General features: G+C 72.6%; 18 protein-coding genes and 1 riboswitch. All 18 genes read right to left on the bottom strand.

Features of this window, described 5'->3' with window-relative positions; translation table 11 throughout:
• Positions 1-19: 19 nt before the first annotated feature.
• The 18 genes from ABEA43_RS20045 to rpoZ all read right to left on the bottom strand — a co-directional run bounded on the left by ABEA43_RS20045 (position 20) and on the right by rpoZ (position 19,749).
• Complete coding sequence (locus tag ABEA43_RS20045) at positions 20-499, bottom strand: PH domain-containing protein (protein WP_345563795.1); 480 nt, start codon at positions 497-499, stop codon at positions 20-22.
• Between the two features lie 19 nt (positions 500-518).
• Positions 519-986: a 6,7-dimethyl-8-ribityllumazine synthase gene (gene ribH / locus ABEA43_RS20040; protein WP_345563793.1), complete on the bottom strand. Its 468-nt coding sequence runs from the start codon at positions 984-986 to the stop codon at positions 519-521.
• 58 nt (positions 987-1,044) lie between these two features.
• On the bottom strand, positions 1,045-2,262 hold the full coding sequence (locus tag ABEA43_RS20035) for a bifunctional 3,4-dihydroxy-2-butanone-4-phosphate synthase/GTP cyclohydrolase II (RefSeq protein ID WP_345563791.1): 1,218 nt from the start codon (positions 2,260-2,262) through the stop codon (positions 1,045-1,047).
• Positions 2,259-2,918, bottom strand: a complete 660-nt coding sequence (locus ABEA43_RS20030; protein ID WP_345563789.1) for a nicotinamide mononucleotide transporter family protein — start codon at positions 2,916-2,918, stop codon at positions 2,259-2,261. The genes ABEA43_RS20035 and ABEA43_RS20030 overlap by 4 nt, the downstream gene beginning before the upstream one ends.
• Entirely contained in the window at positions 2,915-3,505 is a 591-nt protein-coding gene (locus tag ABEA43_RS20025; RefSeq protein ID WP_345563787.1) for a riboflavin synthase, read from the bottom strand. The genes ABEA43_RS20030 and ABEA43_RS20025 overlap by 4 nt, the downstream gene beginning before the upstream one ends.
• Positions 3,505-4,692 carry a bifunctional diaminohydroxyphosphoribosylaminopyrimidine deaminase/5-amino-6-(5-phosphoribosylamino)uracil reductase RibD gene (gene ribD / locus ABEA43_RS20020; RefSeq protein WP_345563786.1) on the bottom strand — a complete coding sequence of 396 codons (1,188 nt, stop codon included), beginning with the start codon at positions 4,690-4,692 and terminating at the stop codon, positions 3,505-3,507. The genes ABEA43_RS20025 and ribD overlap by 1 nt, the downstream gene beginning before the upstream one ends.
• Positions 4,693-4,801: 109 nt before the next feature.
• A riboswitch (FMN riboswitch) is annotated at positions 4,802-4,932 on the bottom strand.
• A 77-nt stretch (positions 4,933-5,009) separates the two neighbouring features.
• The gene (locus tag ABEA43_RS20015; protein WP_345563785.1) at positions 5,010-5,819 is read right to left on the bottom strand and encodes an oxygenase MpaB family protein; all 810 of its coding nucleotides are present in this window, start codon (positions 5,817-5,819) and stop codon (positions 5,010-5,012) included.
• Positions 5,820-5,849: 30 nt separating this feature from the next.
• Complete coding sequence (gene rpe / locus ABEA43_RS20010; RefSeq protein WP_345563784.1) at positions 5,850-6,512, bottom strand: ribulose-phosphate 3-epimerase; 663 nt, start codon at positions 6,510-6,512, stop codon at positions 5,850-5,852.
• Between the two features lie 91 nt (positions 6,513-6,603).
• On the bottom strand, positions 6,604-7,974 hold the full coding sequence (locus tag ABEA43_RS20005) for an RsmB/NOP family class I SAM-dependent RNA methyltransferase (RefSeq protein WP_425570309.1): 1,371 nt from the start codon (positions 7,972-7,974) through the stop codon (positions 6,604-6,606).
• A 71-nt stretch (positions 7,975-8,045) separates the two neighbouring features.
• Complete coding sequence (fmt, locus tag ABEA43_RS20000) at positions 8,046-8,975, bottom strand: methionyl-tRNA formyltransferase (protein ID WP_345563780.1); 930 nt, start codon at positions 8,973-8,975, stop codon at positions 8,046-8,048.
• Between the two features lie 4 nt (positions 8,976-8,979).
• On the bottom strand, positions 8,980-9,528 hold the full coding sequence (gene def / locus ABEA43_RS19995; protein ID WP_345563779.1) for a peptide deformylase: 549 nt from the start codon (positions 9,526-9,528) through the stop codon (positions 8,980-8,982).
• 60 nt (positions 9,529-9,588) lie between these two features.
• Entirely contained in the window at positions 9,589-10,944 is a 1,356-nt protein-coding gene (locus ABEA43_RS19990) for a hypothetical protein (protein WP_345563778.1), read from the bottom strand.
• A 37-nt stretch (positions 10,945-10,981) separates the two neighbouring features.
• Positions 10,982-12,475 carry a hypothetical protein gene (locus ABEA43_RS19985; protein ID WP_345563776.1) on the bottom strand — a complete coding sequence of 498 codons (1,494 nt, stop codon included), beginning with the start codon at positions 12,473-12,475 and terminating at the stop codon, positions 10,982-10,984.
• 49 nt (positions 12,476-12,524) lie between these two features.
• The gene (locus ABEA43_RS19980; RefSeq protein WP_425570308.1) at positions 12,525-15,794 is read right to left on the bottom strand and encodes a primosomal protein N' family DNA-binding protein; all 3,270 of its coding nucleotides are present in this window, start codon (positions 15,792-15,794) and stop codon (positions 12,525-12,527) included.
• A 529-nt stretch (positions 15,795-16,323) separates the two neighbouring features.
• Positions 16,324-17,511 (bottom strand): methionine adenosyltransferase, encoded by a 1,188-nt coding sequence (metK, locus tag ABEA43_RS19975; protein ID WP_345563774.1) that lies wholly within the window; start codon positions 17,509-17,511, stop codon positions 16,324-16,326.
• A 128-nt stretch (positions 17,512-17,639) separates the two neighbouring features.
• On the bottom strand, positions 17,640-18,002 hold the full coding sequence (locus ABEA43_RS19970) for a hypothetical protein (RefSeq protein WP_345563773.1): 363 nt from the start codon (positions 18,000-18,002) through the stop codon (positions 17,640-17,642).
• Between the two features lie 200 nt (positions 18,003-18,202).
• A complete protein-coding gene (gene coaBC, locus ABEA43_RS19965; protein ID WP_345563772.1) occupies positions 18,203-19,471 on the bottom strand; it encodes a bifunctional phosphopantothenoylcysteine decarboxylase/phosphopantothenate--cysteine ligase CoaBC in 1,269 nt (422 codons plus the stop codon).
• An 8-nt stretch (positions 19,472-19,479) separates the two neighbouring features.
• Positions 19,480-19,749, bottom strand: coding sequence for a DNA-directed RNA polymerase subunit omega (rpoZ, locus tag ABEA43_RS19960; RefSeq protein ID WP_345563770.1), 270 nt, complete (start codon positions 19,747-19,749; stop codon positions 19,480-19,482).
• Positions 19,750-19,752: the final 3 nt, after the last annotated feature.

Here is a 19,752-nt window from a genome sequence, read left to right as displayed (position 1 = left end):
GCGGGCGGGGGCGGCAGGCTCAGTCCTTGGGTTCGCCGCCCTTGGGCTGCCCGTTCCTGGCCTCACCGCGCTCCCTGATCAGGGCCGCCAGCTCGGCCGTGGCCCGGCGGGCGCGGGGCTTCTCCGAGCCCTGGATGCCCATCGCGCCGATCGTCCGCCCGTCGGAGAAGTCGATCTTCGGCCACGGGTCGCCCACCAGGAGCGTGACGTCCAGGACCTCCGGCCAGGTGTAGCGGTGGGTGCGGATGGCGTTGACGATCGTGACGCCCTCCTCGTCGGCCTCCACCCGCACCCGCCCCAGCAGATGCAGCACGAACGCCACCGCGCACGCGAACAACACGATCGCCACCCGATCGGGCAGCTTGAACGGCTCCGCGATGAGGGCGGCCATGATCACCGACCCGGCGACGATCAGCACGGCGCAGCCGTACGGGACGATCCGTCCCCGGCGGGGACGCCAGGTCACGGGCAGGGGCGGAGGGGACACGGGCTCTGACACGAAGGAAACCTACCGCAGGTCAGCGGAGGTCCCGCAGCAGGAGGGCGGTCTCGAGCGCGGCAACGGCCGACTCGTAGCCCTTGTCCTCCTTGCTTCCCGGCAGCCCCGAGCGGTCGAGCGCCTGGTCCATGGTCTCGCACGTGAGCAGGCCGTTGCCGACCGGCGTCCCCTCGTCGAGCGCGATCCGGGTCAGGCCCGCGGTCACCGAGTCGCAGACGTACTCGAAATGGGCGGTCTCCCCCTTGATCACCGCGCCCAGGGCCACCACCGCGTCACAGCGGCGGGCCAGCGCCTGGGCGATCACCGGGATCTCCAGCGAGCCGGGCACGCGGACCACCGTCGCCGTGGCGCCGCTGTCGTCGCAGGCCGCCAGGGCCCGCGCCACGAGCTGGTCGGTGATCTTGGCGTGCCAGCTGGCCGCGACCACCCCCACCGTCAGCCCCGCGGCGTCCGGCGCCGCGGCCCCCGGCCGTCCTTCTCCACTCATGAGGTCTCCTCGGTCGTCCCCGTCAGCGGGACCCCGCTGTATCCGATGGACCGCTCGCTCATGACGCCTCCGAGATGTCGTGGCCGAGGCGGTCGCGCTTGGCCTTGAGGTAACGCTCGTTGTGCGGGTTCATGGCCACCGGCATGGGCTCGCGGCCGAGCACCTTGATGCCGTAGCCGTCCATGCCCTTGAGCTTGGCCGGGTTGTTGGTGAGCAGCCGCACCGACTTCACCCCGAGATCGGCCAGGATCTGCCCCGCGTTGGAGAACTCCCGCGCGTCGATCGGCAGCCCCAGCTCCACGTTGGCGTCGACGGTGTCGCTGCCGTTGTCCTGCAGGCTGTACGCCTTGAGCTTGGCCAGCAGCCCGATGCCCCTGCCCTCGTGCCCGCGCAGGTAGACGACCACGCCCCGGCCCTCCTCCGCGATGGCCGCCATGGCGCGGTCGAGCTGCACGCCGCAGTCGCAGCGCAGCGAGCCGAACACGTCGCCGGTCAGGCATTCGGAGTGGGCCCTGACCAGGATGTTCTCGCCGCCGGCCAGGTCGCCGTAGACGAGCGCGACGTGCTCGCCGCCGTCGAGCGCGCTGGCGTACCCGTACGCCCGCCACATCCCGTACGCGTTCGGCAGCCGCGTCTCGGCGACCCTGGTGACCATGCTCTCGGCCCGCCGCCGGTAGTCGACGAGCTGTTCGATGGAGATCAGCGCCAGGTCGTGCTCGTCGGCGAAGCGGCGCAGCTCGGGCAGCCTGGCCATGGTGCCGTCGTCGTTGACGACCTCGGCCAGCGCGCCCGCCGACGACAGCCCGGCCAGCTTGGCCAGGTCCACCGCCGCCTCGGTATGGCCGCGCCTGGCCAGCACCCCGCCCTCGTGGTAGCGCAGCGGGAAGACGTGCCCGGGGCGGACGAGCTCGTTGGGCTCGGTGGCGGAGTCGGCGAGCGTGCGGATCGTCCTGGCCCGGTCGGCCGCGGAGATCCCCGTCGTGACGCCGTCGCGGGCGTCCACGGTGATCGTGTACGCCGTGCGCATGCGCTCTTTGTTGTGGAAGACCATGAGCGGCAGCCCGAGCCGGTCGAGCTCCTTGCCGTCCATGGCCACGCAGATCATGCCGCTGGTGTGCCTGATCGTGAACGTGCACAGATCGGGCGTGGCCTTGGCGGCGGCGAAGATGAGGTCGCCTTCGTTCTCGCGGTTCTCGTCGTCGACGACCACGACGGGCTTGCCGTTGCGGATGTCCTCGACGGCGCGCTCGATGGGGTCGAGCGTGATCTCGTTCATTGCGCCACCGCCACATTGATGCCGGCCGTCCGATATTCGCGCAGCCATTTGGCGAACCCGACGAGGACCAGCACGAAGAAGACTCCGTAGACGGCCCCGGAGACCACCAGGCCCGAGCTGAACGCCAGCGGCACCCCGACCAGGTCCACGGCCACCCACACGATCCAGAAGTCCACCAGCGCCCTGCCCTGCGCCCACGTGGCCATCGCGCTGCCGACGAAGATGTAGGCGTCGGCGGCCACCAGGAAGGCGCCCTTCGGCAGCGGCTCGTGCGCGCCCCACGACAGGCCGGTGACGTAGAACAGCACCCCGACCACCGCGGTGCCCAGGATCATGAACAGGATCAGCAGCATCCGCTCCCACCACTCGGCCGGGCGGACGGCGAGCTGCTTGCCGTCCTGGGTGCCGCGCCGCCACGCCCACCAGCCGTAGATCGCCAGGCCCGCGAACATGGCCTGCTTGAGCGCGTTGCCGGTGATGTGCGCGTTGACGGAGGCGATGAACAGCAGCACCGCGCCGGTGAACTGCACCGGCCAGGTCCACATCGACTTCCGCATGGCGAGCAGGACGGTGGCCAGGGCGGCGATGTTGCCGACCAGGTCCGTCCAGAGCACGTGTGTGCCGAATGCCGTAAATCCGGCGTTGGCCCAGTTCACTGCCTGACCACCAGCCTTTCCACATACTTCGCGATCACGTCGACCTCGATGTTCACCACGTCGCCCACCATGCGGTCGCCCATGGTGGTCAGCTTCAGCGTGGTCGGGATCAGGCTCACGCCGAAGCTTTCGTCGTCAACCGTCGTGACCGTCAGGCTGATTCCGTCGATCGCGATCGAACCCTTCTCCGCCACGTAACGGCCGAGCGCTCCGGGGAGCGAGAAACGCAGGTCGTCCCAGCTCTCACCGGGCTCCCTGGACAGCAGCACGGCCGTGCCGTCCACGTGGCCCTGCACGATGTGGCCGCCGAGGCGCTGGTCGGCGCGTACGGCCCGCTCCAGGTTCACCGCCGAGCCGGCCGACAGCCCGCCCAGTGAGCTGCGGTCGAGCGACTCCCTGATCACGTCCACGGTGAACACGTCGTTCTCGGCCGACACGACCGTCAGGCACACGCCGTTGACCGCGATCGAGTCGCCGTGCTTGGCGTCGGAGGTGACGATCGGGCCGCGTACGGACAGCAGGGCTCCGCCGCCCTGCTGCTCGATGGCCACCACGTCGCCCTTTTCCTCGATGATTCCGGTGAACATCACTTCTCCCTGCCTGGTTGGGTGGGCCGGGCGATCAGCCGTAGGTCCGGCCCGATGGGGGCAATATCGTCAAATGTCAGGCGGTGGATCCCGGCGATCGTCTCCACGCCGGCCGCGCCGAGCGCCGCCCGCCCGGAGCCGAGCAGCGCGGGCGCGAGGTAGGCCACCACCCGATCGACCAGGCCCTGCGCGACGAACGAGCCGGCGAGGGCCGGACCGCCCTCCACGAACACGCTGACGACCTCCCGCGCCGCCAGCTCGCGGAGGAGGGCGTGCAGGTCGAGGCCGTTCGCGTGGCGGGGCAGGCGCAGGAGGTCGGCCTTGAGCGCGGTCTCGGCGTCGTCGGCCACGGCGATCAGCGTGGGCGCCCGGTCGTCGAGCACCCTGGCGTCCTGCGGCGTCCTGGCCTCCGTGTCGATCACGACCCGCAACGGCGTCCGCCCGGGGACGCCCGGATCGATCGCGGGGGCGGCGGGGCGCGCGGCGAGGCTGGGGTCGATCGCGGGGGTGGTGGGGCGGGCGGTGAGGCTGGGGTCGATCGCGGGGGTGGCCGGGCGCGCGGTGAGGCTGGGGTCGTCGGCCAGCACGGTCCCGACGCCCGCGACGATCGCGCCAGCCGCGGCCCGCAGCCGGTGCACGTCGGCCCTGGCCTCGGGCGAGGTGATCCACTGGCTGGTCCCGTCGGCGGCGGCCGACCTGCCGTCGAGGGTGGCGGCGAACTTCCAGGTCACGTGGGACCGGCCGAGCCGGGCGTAGGTCAGCCATTCCTCGTTGACCCGCTCCGCCGCGCCGGTCAGCGTCCCGGACGTCACGGCGACGCCGTGCGCCCGTAGCCGCGCGGCCCCGCCGGCCGCCTTCGGATTGGGGTCGGCCACCGCGATGACCACCCGCGCCACGCCCGCGTCGAGCAGCGCCACGCTGCACGGACCCGTCCTGCCGGTGTGGTCGCAGGGCTCCAGCGTCACGTACGCGGTGCCGCCGCGCGCCCGCTCCCCCGCCCGCGCCAGCGCGACGACCTCGGCGTGCGGCCCGCCGGCGTAGGCGTGGAACCCCTCGCCCGCGACCGCTCCCGCGGCGTCGAGCACGACGCAGCCCACGACGGGGTTGGGGCTGGTGCTGCCGTGTCCGCGCCCGGCCAGCTCGACGGCCCGCGCCATGTGCGCGGCGTCCTGCTCGGGTATCTCCACCCGGGGGTCTCCTACTCGCCAGTAGCTTCAAGCCATGGCGGGCCCCGGGGGACTTCTCCATGATGCGCGTATGCATCACAGAAGGCGCCCGGCTGAGACACCGGACACCTCGCGCGCTTCCTCCCATCCGGACTTTAACCGTCGGTCCCGGAATTTCACCGAGTCAACCGGCCGATGGCATCGGCCGGGTCGCGGACTATAACCGCCGGTTCGGACTTTCACCGACCCCGGAGCACGCTAGCTCTCTTTCACTACCAGTTTGCCATGCCCCAAACGGCGCACGCGACCGCCCTCCCCCCTAGATCGGCGCGTTCGCTTTAAGCGGCCATGAGACGGCGCGCGCGGCGGGCCGCCGGGGCATAGCGGACATTGGCCGGGACCAGCCCGATCCCGGTGTGCAGGGTACGCAGGGTCGCGGTCGCCCACAGGTCGCCGACCGGCGTGGCGGGCAGCCCGTACAGGCGGCGCGCCCAGCGGGGCAGCGTGGCGAACGCGAGGATCGTCAGCGCGGGCAGCGCGGGCTTGAGCGGCGTGAGCAGGCGCGGCAGCGGGGCGCTGAGCGACAGGCGGAGCGGGTGGGCCGCCTCGGGCACGAAGCGCAGCCCCGGCCGCTCGGCGTTGATGTAGTCGCGCAGCTCGGCCACCGAGCCGGGCACCTCGGCCGCCGTCAGCCCCACCACCTCGGCGGCCCGCCGCCACTCCGCGACGAACGTGTCCGCCTCGTCGTCGGTCAGCCGCACTCCGGCCCGGCGGGCGACGGACAGGTAGGAGTCGACCTCGCCGACGTGAACCCAGCGCAGCGCGGCGGGGTCGTCCAGGCGGAAGGTGCTACCGGTGTCGGGGTCATGGGCGGTCAGCGTGGCGTGGATCTTGCGGACCCGGCGTCCTGCCCGTTCGACCTCGGCGTTGGTGCCGTAGGTGCGCACGCGTACGAACTCGGAGGTCCGTACGAACCGCGACCAGGCCTCGGCCGGATCCATGAGCGCGGAGTTCTGCAGCACGCCGCGCATCGCCCTCGGGTGCAGCCCCTGCATCAGCAGCGCGCGTACGCCGCCCACCAGGAGGATCGGCTCACCCATCACCCGCCACGTCACCGAGCGCGGCCCGAAGATCCCATGGTCGCTCATAAGTGAATAGTTACCCAGGTAAAGAGGGATTTATCCGCTTTGGCGAATAGCCGTGGCCCGGAGCGCGTCGATGGCGGCCGCCGGGTCGGCGGCCCCGTAGACGGCGCTGCCCGCCACGAACACGTCCGCGCCCGCCTCCGCGCAGCGCCCGATGGTCTCGGCGTCCACGCCCCCGTCGACCTGGAGCCAGACCCGGCCGCCGTGCCGCTCGATGAGCGCCCGCGACCGCCGGATCTTCGGCAGCATGATGTCGAGGAACTTCTGCCCGCCGAACCCCGGCTCCACGGTCATCAGCAGCAGCATGTCGATCTCGCCGAGCAGATCCTCGTACGGCTCGACGGCCGTGGCCGGGCTCAGCGCGAGCCCCGCCCTGGCGCCGAGCGAGCGGATCTCCCGCAGCGTCCTGACGGGGGCCTTGGCCGCCTCCGCGTGGATGGTCACGCTGCCCGCCCCCGCCTCCGCGTACGCCGGCGCCCACCGGTCGGGGTCGGCGATCATGAGATGGCAGTCGAGCGGTGTCGAGGTCGCCTTGCGCAACGCCTCGACCACGGGCAGCCCGAGGGTGAGGTTGGGCACGAAGTGGTAGTCCATGACGTCGACGTGCAGCCAGTCGGCGTTCGGGACGGCGGCGGCCTCGTCGGCGAGCCTGGCGAAGTCGGCGGCGAGGATGCTGGGCGAGATCTGTACGGCCATGATGGGCCAAGTCTAGTGAACGACCCGACCCTGCCTCGCCCGGGCCGTCGCCGCTCTCCCCGAGCGCGCGGCGCCCGGGGCGGCCGGCGCCTCAGGAACGCTTGCGGAGCAGGGCCAGGAACATGGCGTCGGTGCCGTGCCGGTGCGGCCAGAACTGGGCGTGCGGCCCATCGCCCAGCCCGTCGATCTCCGGCAGGTAGCCGCGGGCGTCGAGCTGCTCGGCGTCGTCGCGCCGGCCGACCACGTCGCCGACCACGACCCGGGTCTCGGCCAGGTGCGGGGAGCAGGTGACGTAGGCCACGACCCCGCCCGGGCGCACGGCGTCGAGCGCGGCGCCGAGCAGCCTCCGCTGCAGCTTGCCCAGCTCGGCGATGCCCGAGGGGTCACGCCGCCACCGGGCCTCGGGCCGGCGCCGCAACGCGCCCAGCCCCGTGCAGGGCGCGTCGAGCATGACCCGGTCGAACACCCCCTGCCGCCACGCCGGCTCCGTGCCGTCAGCGGTGATCACCGGCGCGTCCCTGGTCGTCTGCCACACCAGCCGCGCCCGGTGGTACTGCACGTCGGCCGCCAGCAGCCGCGCCCCTCCCGGGAAGGCCTCAGGCCCCGGCTGCGGCGCGGTGCCCTCGGCGCGGTGCCGGGTCTCGTCGCTCAGCCCCGCGAGGTCGCCGTGGGTGGCGATGGCGTCGAGCAGCCCCGCCTTGCCGCCGGGGCCCGCGCACATGTCGAGCCACACCTCGTCGCCGTCGCCCTTAACGGGCACCCGGGTCAGCGCGAGCGCGACGAGCTGGCTGGCCTCGTCCTGCACGGCGGCGCGCGTCTCGGCCACCGCCTCGATCTGGCCGGGATCGCCTTCGCGCAGGTAGGCCGCGTAGGGAGAGTAGCGGGCGGGCATGGCGCCCGAGTCTTCGAGCTCCGCCACGGAGCTGCGGCCCGGCCGGGCGACCAGGGTCACGAGCGGGCGGGCGTTGTCGGCCTCCAGGAGGTCGGTCATCTCGGCGTCGCCGCCCAGGGCGTCACGGAAGGCCGAGACGATCCACCGGGGATGAGCGTGGGCGACGGCGAGGTGGCCCACGGGGTCGTGTGCCGCGTCGGGGGCCACGATGGGCACCCATTCCTCGATCGTCCTCGAACCGATCTTGCGCAGGACCGCGTTGGCGAACTTGGCCGCCCCCTGGCCGATGCGCAGGCGTACGAGATCGACCGTGGTGCCGACGGCCGCGTGCGGCGGGACCCGCATGCGCAGGAGCTGGTGCGCCCCGAGCCGCAGCGCGTCACGCACGTCGGGGTCGGGCGCGCGGTCGCTGCACATCTCGATGATGGCGTCGTAGGTGCCGAGCCCGCGCAGCGTCCCGTAGGCGAGCTCGGTGGCGAGGGCCGCGTCGCGGCCCTTGATGCCACGCTCGCGCAGGAGCCGCGGCAGAAGCAGATTGGCGTACGCGTCGCGCTCGTCGACCGCTCGCACGACGTCGAAGGCGGCGTTGCGCGCATGGTCGCGCGCCGGTTTCCGCGGCCTTCGCGAATCGACCCGCGGAGTCACTTGAAGGCCTCGTCACTCTCCGGGCGAACCCCGCGCGCCCACTCCACGGCCTCCATCAGCCGCTTGCCCTGCGGCTGCACCTCGCCCAGCGCCACCGCGCCGGTGGCCGTACCGACCAGCACCTCCGCCTTCGTGGCGGCGATCTCACCCGGCGCGAGCCGCTTCTCGGAGACCGCGGTGCGGACCGGCCCGAGCTTGACCCGCTGCCCTCTGAACTCGCTCCACGCCCCAGGACCGGGCGTGCAGGCCCGGATCAGCCGGTCGACGTGCATGGCGGGCTTGGCCCAGTCGATCTGGGCGTCGGCCACGGAGATCTTGGGCGCGACGGTGATCCCGTCGGCGGGCTGCGGGCGGGCCTCCAGCGTGCCGTCCTCGACGCCGTCGAGGGTCGCGGCGAGCAGGCCCGCGCCCGAGATCGACAGCCGTTCGAGCAGCGTGCCGCTGGTGTCGGCGGTGTGGATCTCCTCGGTGACCACGCCGTAGACGGGCCCCGCGTCCAGCTCCTTGACGATCTGGAACGTGGTCGCCCCGCTGATCTCGTCGCCGTGCAGGACGGCGTGCTGGACCGGGGCGGCGCCACGCCAGGCGGGCAGGATGGAGAAGTGCAGGTTGATCCACCCGTGGCGGGGGATGTCCAGCGCCGACTGCGGCAGCAGCGCCCCGTAGGCGACCACCGGGCAGCAGTCGGGCTCCAGGGCGCGCAGCTGGTCGAGGAAGACCGGGTCACCGGCCTTCTGCGGGCGAAGCACCTCGATGCCGGCCTCCTCCGCGAGCGCGGCCACCGGCGAGGGGTGGACCTTGCGGCCCCTGCCCGACTGGGCGTCGGGACGGGTGACGACCGCGACCACCTCGTGGCGGGGCGAGTCGATCAGGGTCCGCAGCGACGGGAGCGCCGTCTCGGGTGTGCCCGCGAAGACCAGCCGCATGATGTCAGAGCGCCCTTCCGCCGGTGGCGTGCGGCGAGACCTTGACCACGGGGGCGGACAGGCCGCTCCACTCGGCCTCGCGCACGGCCTTCATGGCCAGCTTGCGCTGCTTGGGGTCCATCCTGTCGATGAACAGGACGCCGTCGAGGTGATCGGTCTCGTGCTGGAAGCAGCGGGCCATCAGGTCCGTGCCCTCCAGGGTGATCGGCTCGCCGTGCATGTCGAAGCCCTTGGCCACGGCGCGGATGGCGCGCGGCGTCGGGAAGGCCAGGCCGGGGAAGGACAGGCAGCCCTCCTCGCCCTCCTCGTCGAGCTCCGCCGACAGGTCGAGATCGGGGTTGATCACGTGGCCGAGCTGCTCGTCGACGTAGTAGGTGAACACCCGCAGCCCGACGCCGATCTGCGGCGCCGCCAGGCCCGCGCCCGGGGCGTCCATCATCGTGTCGGTGAGGTCTTTGACGAGCTTACGAAGCTCCTTGTCGAAGTCGACGACCGGGGCCGCCGCCGTGCGCAGCACCGGATCTCCGAACAGCCGGATCGACTGGATCGCCAAGGGGGCTCACTCCGTTTCTCAAGCGTGGATCAATCCAGTTTAGTGTAGGTAGAGAACGCGTCACCTGCGGCGAGCCGCCGGGCGCGGGCCGTCGTGCTCCAGCGAGCGCGCCTTCATCGCGGCCTTGCGCGCCGCCTTGACCACGGCCTGGTCGTCGTGGGCGGTGGCGAGCATGTCGAGCACGGCGATCGTGTCGGGGTGACCGACCGCGGGCATCTCCCCGACCAGCTTGATCAGGTCCTCGCCCGGCTCGGGCGTGTCGAGGCGGCCCGCGGCCGGAGCCGACAGGTGCATGAGGGCGGCCAGGGAGTCGACCGCGATCCAGGTGTGGTCATCGGAGCTGAGCGGCGGCGCCTCGAGGTCGCGGATGTGCAGCCAGGAGGCGGCGTACCGGCGCATCAGGGGGTCGTCGAGCGCCTGCCTGACGGGCGCCTCGGCCTCCGGGCCCAGCTCCTCCAGGATGGCGCCGACCGTCCCCCGCTGGCCCGCGGTGCCGGACGCGGCGATCTCGATCAGGTCGCGGGCGGCCGACTCGGGCGCGCGGCGCTCCAGCCAGCCGGCCACGGCGCTCTGCGTGGCCGAGCCCTTCACCAGCGCCTCGACCAGCTCAGCAGCCGACAGGTCGGCGAACACCTGCACCTCCGCCGCGGTCGGCGCGTCGTGGCCCTCGCGGAGCAGGTCGCGCCGGATGGCCCAGACGCCGAGCGGGGTGAGCGCGGTGCGGCCGGCTGCGGTCTGCTCGACCAGGCCGCAGTAGGCCAGCAGGGACAGCGCCTCCAGGAGCTCCGCGGGCAGCGCGGCGGCGAGCCGGCGCATCTCGACCGCGCCGGGCGCGCAGGCGACCTCGTGGGACTGCAGGATGCCTCTGGCGAGGTTCGCGGTGGCGACGCCGGAGCGCACGGAGTAGATCGTGGCCAGCATCTCGGCCAGGTGGCCGTCGACCACGGCCGAGCCCGTCAGGCCCGCGTCGGCCCGGTCGAGCACGTCCATGACCACGCCGTCCCAGAACTCCAGCGTGGCCTCGACCGTGAGATGCATCGACAGCGGCCCTCGGGAGGCCCGCCCGCCGATGATCTGCACCAGCCCGGTGTTGACGGCCACGATCCAGACCAGCCGCAGCCGGGCGGCGGGCAGGTCCAGCTCGTCCGCCGCGGCACGCGCGTCCGCCTCGCTCAGGTGTCCTTCCGGGGTCACCTCGCGCGAGCCCGTCCAGGCGGCGAGCCTGGACGCGTCGGCCACGAGCGGGACCTCGGGGACCGCTCTGGCCAGCTCGGCGTCGGGCGCGGGCAGGACCGGCGGGAACGTCAGCGCTTCGTGCTCTGCGGAGGTCTCCTCAGGAGGCCGCGGAGGCACGGCGACGGCCTGCTCATCGATCAGCTTGCGCAGCTCGGCGAGGTCGAAGACATTGTTTGCCACCCACGAAACTTACTGCACAGGAGTCACATGAGCGTACTCAACGGATGGCTCTGGAACGTGCTTTGAACGCCGCCTTGCGTGCCGCCTTGGCGACCGTGTGGTCGGGAATGGAGCGTCCGAGCAGCTCCAGAACGTCGACGACGTCAGGGTGATCGACCCGCCACATCTCCTCGATCATATGGGCGGGCGGGCCGGAGGCGGCCATGTTCTCGGCGAAGATCTCGGGGTCCTCCTCGGCCGCGGGCATCGCCAGTGCCAGCATGTCGACGCTGACCCAGAGCAGCTCCTCCTGGGTGAGCGGCGGCGCGGGCAGCCCTCTGGCGGCCAGCCAGTGGATGGCGTGCGGCCGCAGCTCCTGGTCGTCGAGGTGGTCGCGCACCTGCGGCTCGGCCTCCGCCCCGAGCCGGTCGACGATGGTGACCGCGATGCCGCGGGCCACGGCGGGCGCGCCGGAGGCGGCGGCCAGCAGCTCGGCCGCGGCCTCACTCACGGTCCTGCCGGTCAGCCAGCGGCCGATGTCGTGCTCGGCGATCTCGGTGGGCACGCCGTCGAGCAGCCCCTCGATGAGCCCGAGCGCGTCGGCCTCGGCCAGGTCGGGGGCCTCCGGCGCGTCGAGGCCGAGCGACAGGTAGTGCTGGCGCAGCGCCCAGACGGCCAGGGGCGTGAGCTCAGCGGCCTCGCCCGCCCGGTCGCCGGCCCTGTCGTCCACGAGCCGGATCATGCCGTGCCAGGCCAGCCGGTCGAGCACGGCGCGCAGGCCGGTCCCGCCGTCGCCGGACAGCTCGTCGAGGTAGTCGCCGATCACCGTGACGGGCACGCGTACCTGGAGCCGGTAGAGCATGTCGAACAGGTCGTAGAGCCCGTCGTCGAGCTCGGCGGAGCCGGTGACGACGCCGGACGCGTCGTGTTCGAGCAGCCGGGACACGCGCTGCGCCCAGGCCGCCAGCGGCTCGTCGCCGGCCGGCAGCGGGTCCTCGGCCAGCATCGGCACGGCGCTCAGCGCGGCGGCCAGCTCCTCGTCCGTGGCCAGCCGCACGGCGGGCAGCGGCGTGCACGCCGGGCAGTCGCAGGGCGCCTCGCCCAGGTCGGGGACCTCGCCTGAGGGGATGGCGATCGACTGCTCGAGCGACTCCGGCCCGATGGAGCTGAACAGGCTCTTGGCCATGCCGAAGTTCGAGGGGTCGCCGAGCGCCTCCGGCAGCCGCGTCGCGATGTCGTCGAGCCGGTGGCGCATCTGCACCACCGTCGGCTCGTCCGCTTTGCCCGCTTCGCTGAGGTAGTCGACCAGAGTACGGGCCGCGGCCACGGTCTCCGGCGCGCTCTCCGGCGGCGCGATGACCTTGCGGGGATAGATGGACAGCAGCAGCTCGTCGAAGGTCTCGGGCGTGAAATCCCCCAGCTCGTTGACGTTGAGGTAGTCGCTGGCGTAGTCGCAGAGCAGGCGGACCTCGTCCGCGTCCACCTCGACTTCCCGCGCGCGCCCCCAAGCGCGCAGGTCGTCGATGGCCTGGTTCACCCATTCGATCGACACAGGGGCACGCTAACGGCTGGCCCCCAGATGAGCGAATCGGGGAAACGGTCTAAATCAGGTCGAGTGGGTCGACACTCACCCTCACGACATCCGGCGTCTTACGGGCCGCACGCACCCCGCTGGCCCCCTTGAGCGCAGCCGCCAGCGCGGCGCCGCCGCCCCGGCGCACCCGGATCATGGCGCGTTCCTGTCCCTGTTCGTCCACCGGCACGGGGCCGAGGACCTGGGCTTCCGGCGGGAGGCGTACCTCGTCGAGCATCTGCCTGACGGCGCTCGCCGCGCCGGTGAGCGTGGCCATCCGCACGGCGGGCGGGAACCCCAGCTCGGCCCGGTCGCCGAGTTCGCGCTCGGCGTGCGTGATGGGATCCCACCTCAGCAGTGCCTGTACGGCGGGCAGCCCGGCGTCCCCGAGCACCACGAGCTCGGCGCCGGGGCGGAGGAGGGCGGCGGCGTTCATCCACCTCCGGACCGTCTCCTCGCCTGCTCGCAGGTCGGCCCGGCCGAGCAGCGCCCATCCGTCCAGCAGCACGGCCGCCGCGTAGCCGCCCTCCGCCACGGGCTCCGCGCCGGGGGTGGCGACGACCAGCGCGCGGGTGCCGGGCACGGTGGCCAGGACGCCGTCACGCCCCGACGTGCGCACCTGCACCGAGGGGAAGGCCCTGCCGAGCTCCTCGGCCGTACGGCGGGCACCGGTGACCACCGCGCGCAGCCGGGGGCTGCCGCAGGACGGGCAGCGCCAGGCGGCGTCCACCCGGCCGCACCAGCGGCAGCAGGGGGCGGCGTGGCCGCCGCCTCTGAGCGCGAGGGGGCCATGACAGAGCGGCCCGGCCCCTCCGGCGACCGGGGCGTCCTGAGCCGCATCCCGGCCGGTGAGCGGAATCGCCCCGGCCCGGCCCCTACCGGTCTGCGCAATCGGCTCACCCGCACCCCAGCCGGGCTGCGGAACCGCGTCCGCCCGACTTCTGCCGCTCAGCGGAATCGCCTCGGCCCCGCCTTCGCCGGTCAGCTGGATCGCCTCGCCCGCGCCTCCGCCCATCAGCGGAATCGCCGCGGCCGCACCTCCGCCCGCCGGCGGGACCGCCTCGGGCCTGCCTCCGCCCATCGGAGGGACCGCCTCGCCCGCGCCTCTGCCCGTCACTGGGGTGGCTCCCGGCCGGCCCTCTTCGCGGGCATGGGCGGCCGTCCTGGTGGGCGGCAGGACGCAGCGGGCGGGGGCGCGGCAGTGCTGGCAGGCCAGCGCGGGCAGGTAGCCGCGCCTGGGCACCTGCACGAGTACGGGCCCGCCGCTCTCCAGCCCCTGGCGCAGCGCCCGCCAGGCGATGCTGGGCAGCCTGGCCTGGCGGGCGGCCTGGTCCTTGGCCAGCTCCGCGTCCTCACCGGCGGGGCGCACCCGGGGCGCGAGACTCCTGATCGTCGTACGGGCGGCCACGATGGGCCTGGCCCAGCGGCCGGCGATGAGCTGGGTGGCCTCGGCCGTACGGGCGTAGCCGCCGATCAGCATCGCCGCGCCGGTCCTGTGGGCCCTGAGCCCGAGCACCTCGCGGGCGTGGGGGTAGGGGGCCAGGCGTTCCGCGTGGAGGTCGTCTCCGTCGTCCCAGATGGCCACCAGGCCGAGCTCGGCGACGGGGGCGAACATGGCCGCCCTGGTGCCCACAACGGCCCGCACCTGGCCTCTGAGCACCTTCAGCCAGCGCCTGTACCGCTCGGCGGGACCGAGGTCCGCGGTGAGCGCGACGTGCCTGCCGGGGCCGAGCACCCGTGCGAACTCGCCGTCCGCCAGCGCCACGTCCTTCCCGTCGGGGACCACGACGACCGCTCCCCTGCCGCCGTCCAGCGTCGCCCGCACCGCCTCGGCCACCGCCCCGGCCCAGCCCCGCGCACCGGGCAGCGCGGACCACACGGCGCGGGGCGCGCGCCCGTTGCGCAGCGCGTCGAGGAACGAAGGGCCGTTCGGGTACGCGTCCCAAGCGCTCCCCTCCCCTCCCGGCGCCCTCTCGCCGCCCTTCTCCGCCCCACCGGATGGGACGACCTGCCGACCACCCTTGGCCTGAACGCCCGGCCGCCCACCCTGCTCATCCGGCCGCCCGACTCCCCCACCGGTCCCCCCGCCCTGCCCACGCGAGGGAACCGACCTCCCGGACGCTGTCCCCTCAGGCTTGGCGGTCTGCCCATCGGGCCGCACGATCGGCACGGCGAGCCGTACGGCTCGCTCTCCGGCCCGGCTCCCTTCCCCGCCGATCGAGGCCGACAAGCCAACGGACGGGGTGCCTCGGTCGGCGGGCGGTACAGCCTGACCAGCGGGCGGGACTGCCGGGCCGGCAGGCGAGACTTCCGGCCCGGCGGGCGGGACTGCCTCATCGGCCGATGGCACCGCTCGATCGGCAGGCAAGGCGGCCTCATCAGGAGACGGGGCGACTTCGCCCGCAGCCGGGATCGCCCGATCGGCCTGAGGGACAGCCCTGCCAGCGGCCGGGACTGCTTGATCGGCAGGCGAAGGGGCTTGATCGCCAGGCTCACCGGTGGCATCAGCCCTGTCCGGCCCAACCCCGTCCGACCCGACCCCGTCCGACCCGGCTCCCTCCGGGTCGGCGCCCTCCGGAACTGCACCCCGGCCGCGCAGCTCGGCCATTTCCGAAACGACATCCGCACCGCCCGCGTCGGAGGGCGCGCTCGGCCCGGTGACGACCGCGTCCGGTCTCCCGTCGGCGGGCGTGTCCCGCCGACCAGCAGCGTCCCTCTCCGGCTCACCGCCGACGGGCGTATCCCGCCGACCGGTGGCGTCCGTCACCGGCTCACCGCCGACGGACGTACCCTGCCGACCAGCAGCGTCCATCTCCGGCTCACCACCGGTGGGTGTGTCCTGGCCGGCGGCGGGCTTGGGGACTTCCGACTCCGCCTTGGCGTGGCGGGGCGGGATGGCGAGGCGGAGCACATCGGTCAGGGTGCCCGCGTACCGGTCGGCGACCGCCCTGGCCAGGCCGGTGATCTCGGGCGTGAGCACTCGTTCTGGCGACACCACGCGTTCGAGCGGGGTCAGCTTGCCCTCGTGCTCACTCTGATCGACGCGCTCCAGCACGAACCCGTCGACGAGCTTGCCCGCGAACCGCACCCGCACCCGCACCCCCGGCTCGGCCGTCTCGTGCATGGAGACGGGCACCAGGTAGTCGAAGGGCCGGTCGAGGTGCGGCAGCGGGCTGTCCACGACGACCCTGGCCACCGGGCGCTCGGCCGCCGGTACGGGAGCCCCCTTGGTGTCCTTCGACGACGCTGGGGGCCGCACGGCATCGAGCGGCAGCAGGGCGTCGTCGGAGTGGGTCACGCACTACGTCTACCAGACCCCACCGCCCGCAACGCCCGCCGCCCGCAAGCTGACCGCCCCCACCAGACCCGGCCTGAACGACGAACGCCGCACCCACGACAGGATGCGGCACACCTTGCACGAGCACATGACATCAGGGCAGGCGCAACAACGCCCTCACAGGGCCGGTCGCGCCCCGTCCGACCGCGTCACCCGGCCGCTTCACGAGGACGCTCCACCGAAACCCGCTTCACTGCGACCGATCGAGTGCGGCGACCAGCCACCTCCATCGAGCCTTCAGTCCACGGACGTCACGACCCGCGGCGTCCACCCGACCTGCGATCCACGGACGCCACGACCCTCACCCTCCACCAGACCCGCGGCCCTCGGAGCTCACGATCCGCAGTGCCCGTCTGGCGCACGAGCCGCGGACATCGCGGTCGCCAAGGGCCTCTGACCGCGAACGCCGGGGCCCAGCACATCAGAGGCGGGGCCCCGGCGGTCACGCCAGGCAATGGTGAAACAGGAGCGGGAGGTCCCGCCGTCGCGACTACAGGCCGGCCGCGGTCCGCAGGGCCTCGGCGCGGTCGGTCGACTCCCAGGAGAAGCCCTCACGGCCGAAGTGCCCGTAAGCGGCGGTCTCCGAGTAGATCGGGCGCAGCAGGTCGAGGTCGCGGATGATGGCGGCCGGACGCAGGTCGAACACCTGGAGCACGGCGCTCTGGATCTGCTCGACCGACACCTTCTCCGTGCCGAAGCACTCCACGAACAGACCCACCGGCTGCGCCTTGCCGATCGCGTACGCCACCTGGACCTCGCACCGGTCGGCGAGCCCCGCGGCGACGACGTTCTTGGCGACCCAGCGCATCGCGTACGCGGCCGAGCGGTCGACCTTGGACGGGTCCTTGCCCGAGAAGGCGCCGCCACCGTGGCGGGCCATGCCGCCGTAGGTGTCGATGATGATCTTGCGTCCGGTGAGCCCGGCGTCGCCCATCGGGCCGCCGATCTCGAAGCGGCCGGTCGGGTTCACCAGCAGGCGGTAGCCCTCGATGTCGAGGTCGAGGCTCGCCAGCACGGGATCGACCACGTGCTCCTTGATGTCCGGCGTCAGCATTTCCTTGAGGTCGATCTCGGCGGCGTGCTGCGTGGAGACGACCACCGTGTCGAGGCGGACGGGCGTGTCGCCGTCGTACTCGATCGTGACCTGGGTCTTGCCGTCGGGGCGCAGGTAGGGCACCGTGCCGGTCTTGCGCACCTCGGACAGGCGCTGGGCCAGCCGGTGAGCCAGCGTGATCGGCAGCGGCATCAGCTCGGGGGTCTCACGGCAGGCGTAGCCGAACATGAGGCCCTGGTCGCCGGCGCCCTGACGGTCGAGCTCGTCGCCGTCGCCGCCGACGCGGTGCTCGTAGGCGTCGTCGACGCCCTGGGCGATGTCGGGGGACTGCGCCCCGATGGACACCGACACGCCGCACGAGGCGCCGTCGAAGCCCTTGTGCGAGGCGTCGTAGCCGATCTCCAGGATCTTCTCCCGGATGACGCCGGGGATGTCGACGTAGGTCTCGGTCGTGACCTCGCCTGCGACGTGAACCTGGCCGGTAGTGATCATCGTCTCGACGGCGACCCGGCTCTTGGGGTCGTCCTTGAGCATGGCGTCGAGAATCGCGTCACTGATCTGGTCGGCGATCTTGTCCGGGTGGCCCTCGGTGACCGACTCGGAGGTGAACAGGCGACGTGACAACTCAGTGGCTCCTCATGCAGCGGCTGCTGACGGATGTAAGGCCCGGGACGGAAGGGCGTGCCTGGGCCTCGCCGAAGTCTAGCCCTACCCGGTGCCAGGTCGCGAAACCGTCCACCATATGTCTCCCATCACAGGTCGGGCAGAGGGTCTGGTGGCAGGGTCTCCGGCGCGAAGACCTCCGCGTCCGCGGCGGACACCACGGCCGCGTACTCCTCGTCGAACTCGAACGCCATCGCGCCCAGCTCGATCGCCGGTCCAGGCAGGATCGGGCCCAGCCTCGTGTGGCGCGGAAACTCCACCAGCACCGAGACAGGCCGATCACTCCTGAGCGTCCTGGTGACCAGCACCGAAATAACCGTGTCGGTGACGACGACCAGAAAATTCCCCGTGCCCGAAGGCCCCGCAGAGAACGCGGGGAAGACGTAGTGAATCTCCCCCTGGTCGCCGAGCAATGTTCTACAACGATCCCTGACAGCAGAACCCACCGGCATTCCATCCCCCCTTGCCCCAAGTATCCGCAGGCGTGTGGGGGTGTTGCAACATGTGATCGGGTAATCGGTCTTGCACATTTTGTACGTTGTGCGGGGTTCGCCGACTTCTGCGATCATTTGTGCCGCTTGAGGTGGCCAGGTGGAGGCGTACGAAGGTGTTCTCGGAGGGCGTACCGGCTTGTCAGAACGGTGCGGCGCCCTCAGGCGAACCGCGCCGCCACCAGGTCCCACACGGCGTCAGCCAGGTCTTCCTTGGGCCCGAACGGCACCTCGACCGGATCGCCGCCCGCCACCAGCACCGTGGCGGCGTTGTCGGGCGTGCCGAAGGCCAGGCCCTCCCCCACCTGGTTGACGACCAGGAGGTCGCAACCCTTGCGCGCGAGCTTGGCCTGCCCGTTGGCGAGCACGTCGTGCGTCTCCGCCGCGAACCCGACGATCACCGCGGGCACACCCTTGGCCCCCGCGACGTCCATCGCAGAACCGCCGGGCACGGCGACGTCCGCCACGGCGACGACCGCCGCACCACCTGAGCGCTGCCGGCGGCGTTCGCCGAGCTCGGCGAGGATGTCGGGGTTCTTCGTCAGCCGGATGGGCTCGGGCTCGCCGTCCGTCTTCTTGATCTTCGTGTCGTGCCGCGCGGCGGGCCGGAAGTCGGCCACGGCGGCGGCCATGACGACCACGTCGGCGTCCTCCGAGGCGGCCAGCACCGCCTCACGCAGCTCGGCCGTGGACTGCACCCGCGTCACCGCGGCTCCCGCGGGGTCGGGCAGGGTGACGTTCGCCGCGACGAGGGTCACCTCCGCGCCTCTGGCGACGGCCGTGCGGGCCAGGGCGTATCCCTGCAGTCCCGACGAACGGTTGCCGATGTAGCGGACCGGGTCGATGGCCTCGCGGGTGCCCCCCGCGGAGACGACGATCTTCCGGCCGACCAGGTCGCGCGGCCGGCCGCGCAGCACGCGCAGGCAGACCTCGAAGATCTCGGCGGGATCCGGCAGCCGCCCCGGGCCGGTGTCGGCGCCGGTGAGCCGGCCCACGGCCGGGTCGATCACGACGGACCCGCGCGAACGCAGGGTCTCGACGTTGGCACGGGTGGCGGGATGCTGCCACATCTCGGTGTGCATCGCGGGCGCGAACACGACTGGGCAGCGCGCCGTCAGCAGCGTGTTGGTGAGCAGGTCGCCGGCCAGCCCGTGGGCGGCCTTGGCGAGCACGTCGGCGGTCGCGGGCGCCACCACGACCAGATCGGCCTGCTTGCCGATCCGCACGTGGGGCACCTCGTGAACGTCGTCCCACACCTCGGCCGACACGGGATTGCCCGACAGGGCGGCCCAGGTGGGCGCGCCCACGAACTTCAGGGCCTCGCGGGTCGGGACGACCCGCACCTCGTGGCCGGACTCGGTGAACAGGCGCAGCAGCTCGCAGGCCTTGTACGCGGCGATGCCGCCGCTGACGCCCAGGACGACCTTCATCGAAGGGGTCAGACCGCGCCTTCGATGGGCTCGGCGTTGAGCAGGCCCTCGGCCACCTCGCGCAGCGCGATGGACAGCGGCTTCTCCTGCGCATGCGTCTCGACCAGCGGCCCGACGTATTCGAGCAGGCCCTCGCCGAGCTGCGAGTAGTAGGCGTTGATCTGGCGGGCGCGCTTGGCACCCATGATCACCAAAGAGTATTTGCTGTCGACGATGTCGAGCAGCGCGTCGATCGGCGGGTTGGTGATGCCCTCCGCGGCCGGGGTAGTGCCTGCCACGAT

The sequence above is a fragment of the Nonomuraea rosea genome, from assembly GCF_039539705.1.
Lineage (GTDB): Bacteria > Actinomycetota > Actinomycetes > Streptosporangiales > Streptosporangiaceae > Nonomuraea > Nonomuraea rosea.
Note: the sequence above shows the minus strand (reverse complement) of the source record. Positions and strands in the feature narration are given on the sequence as shown.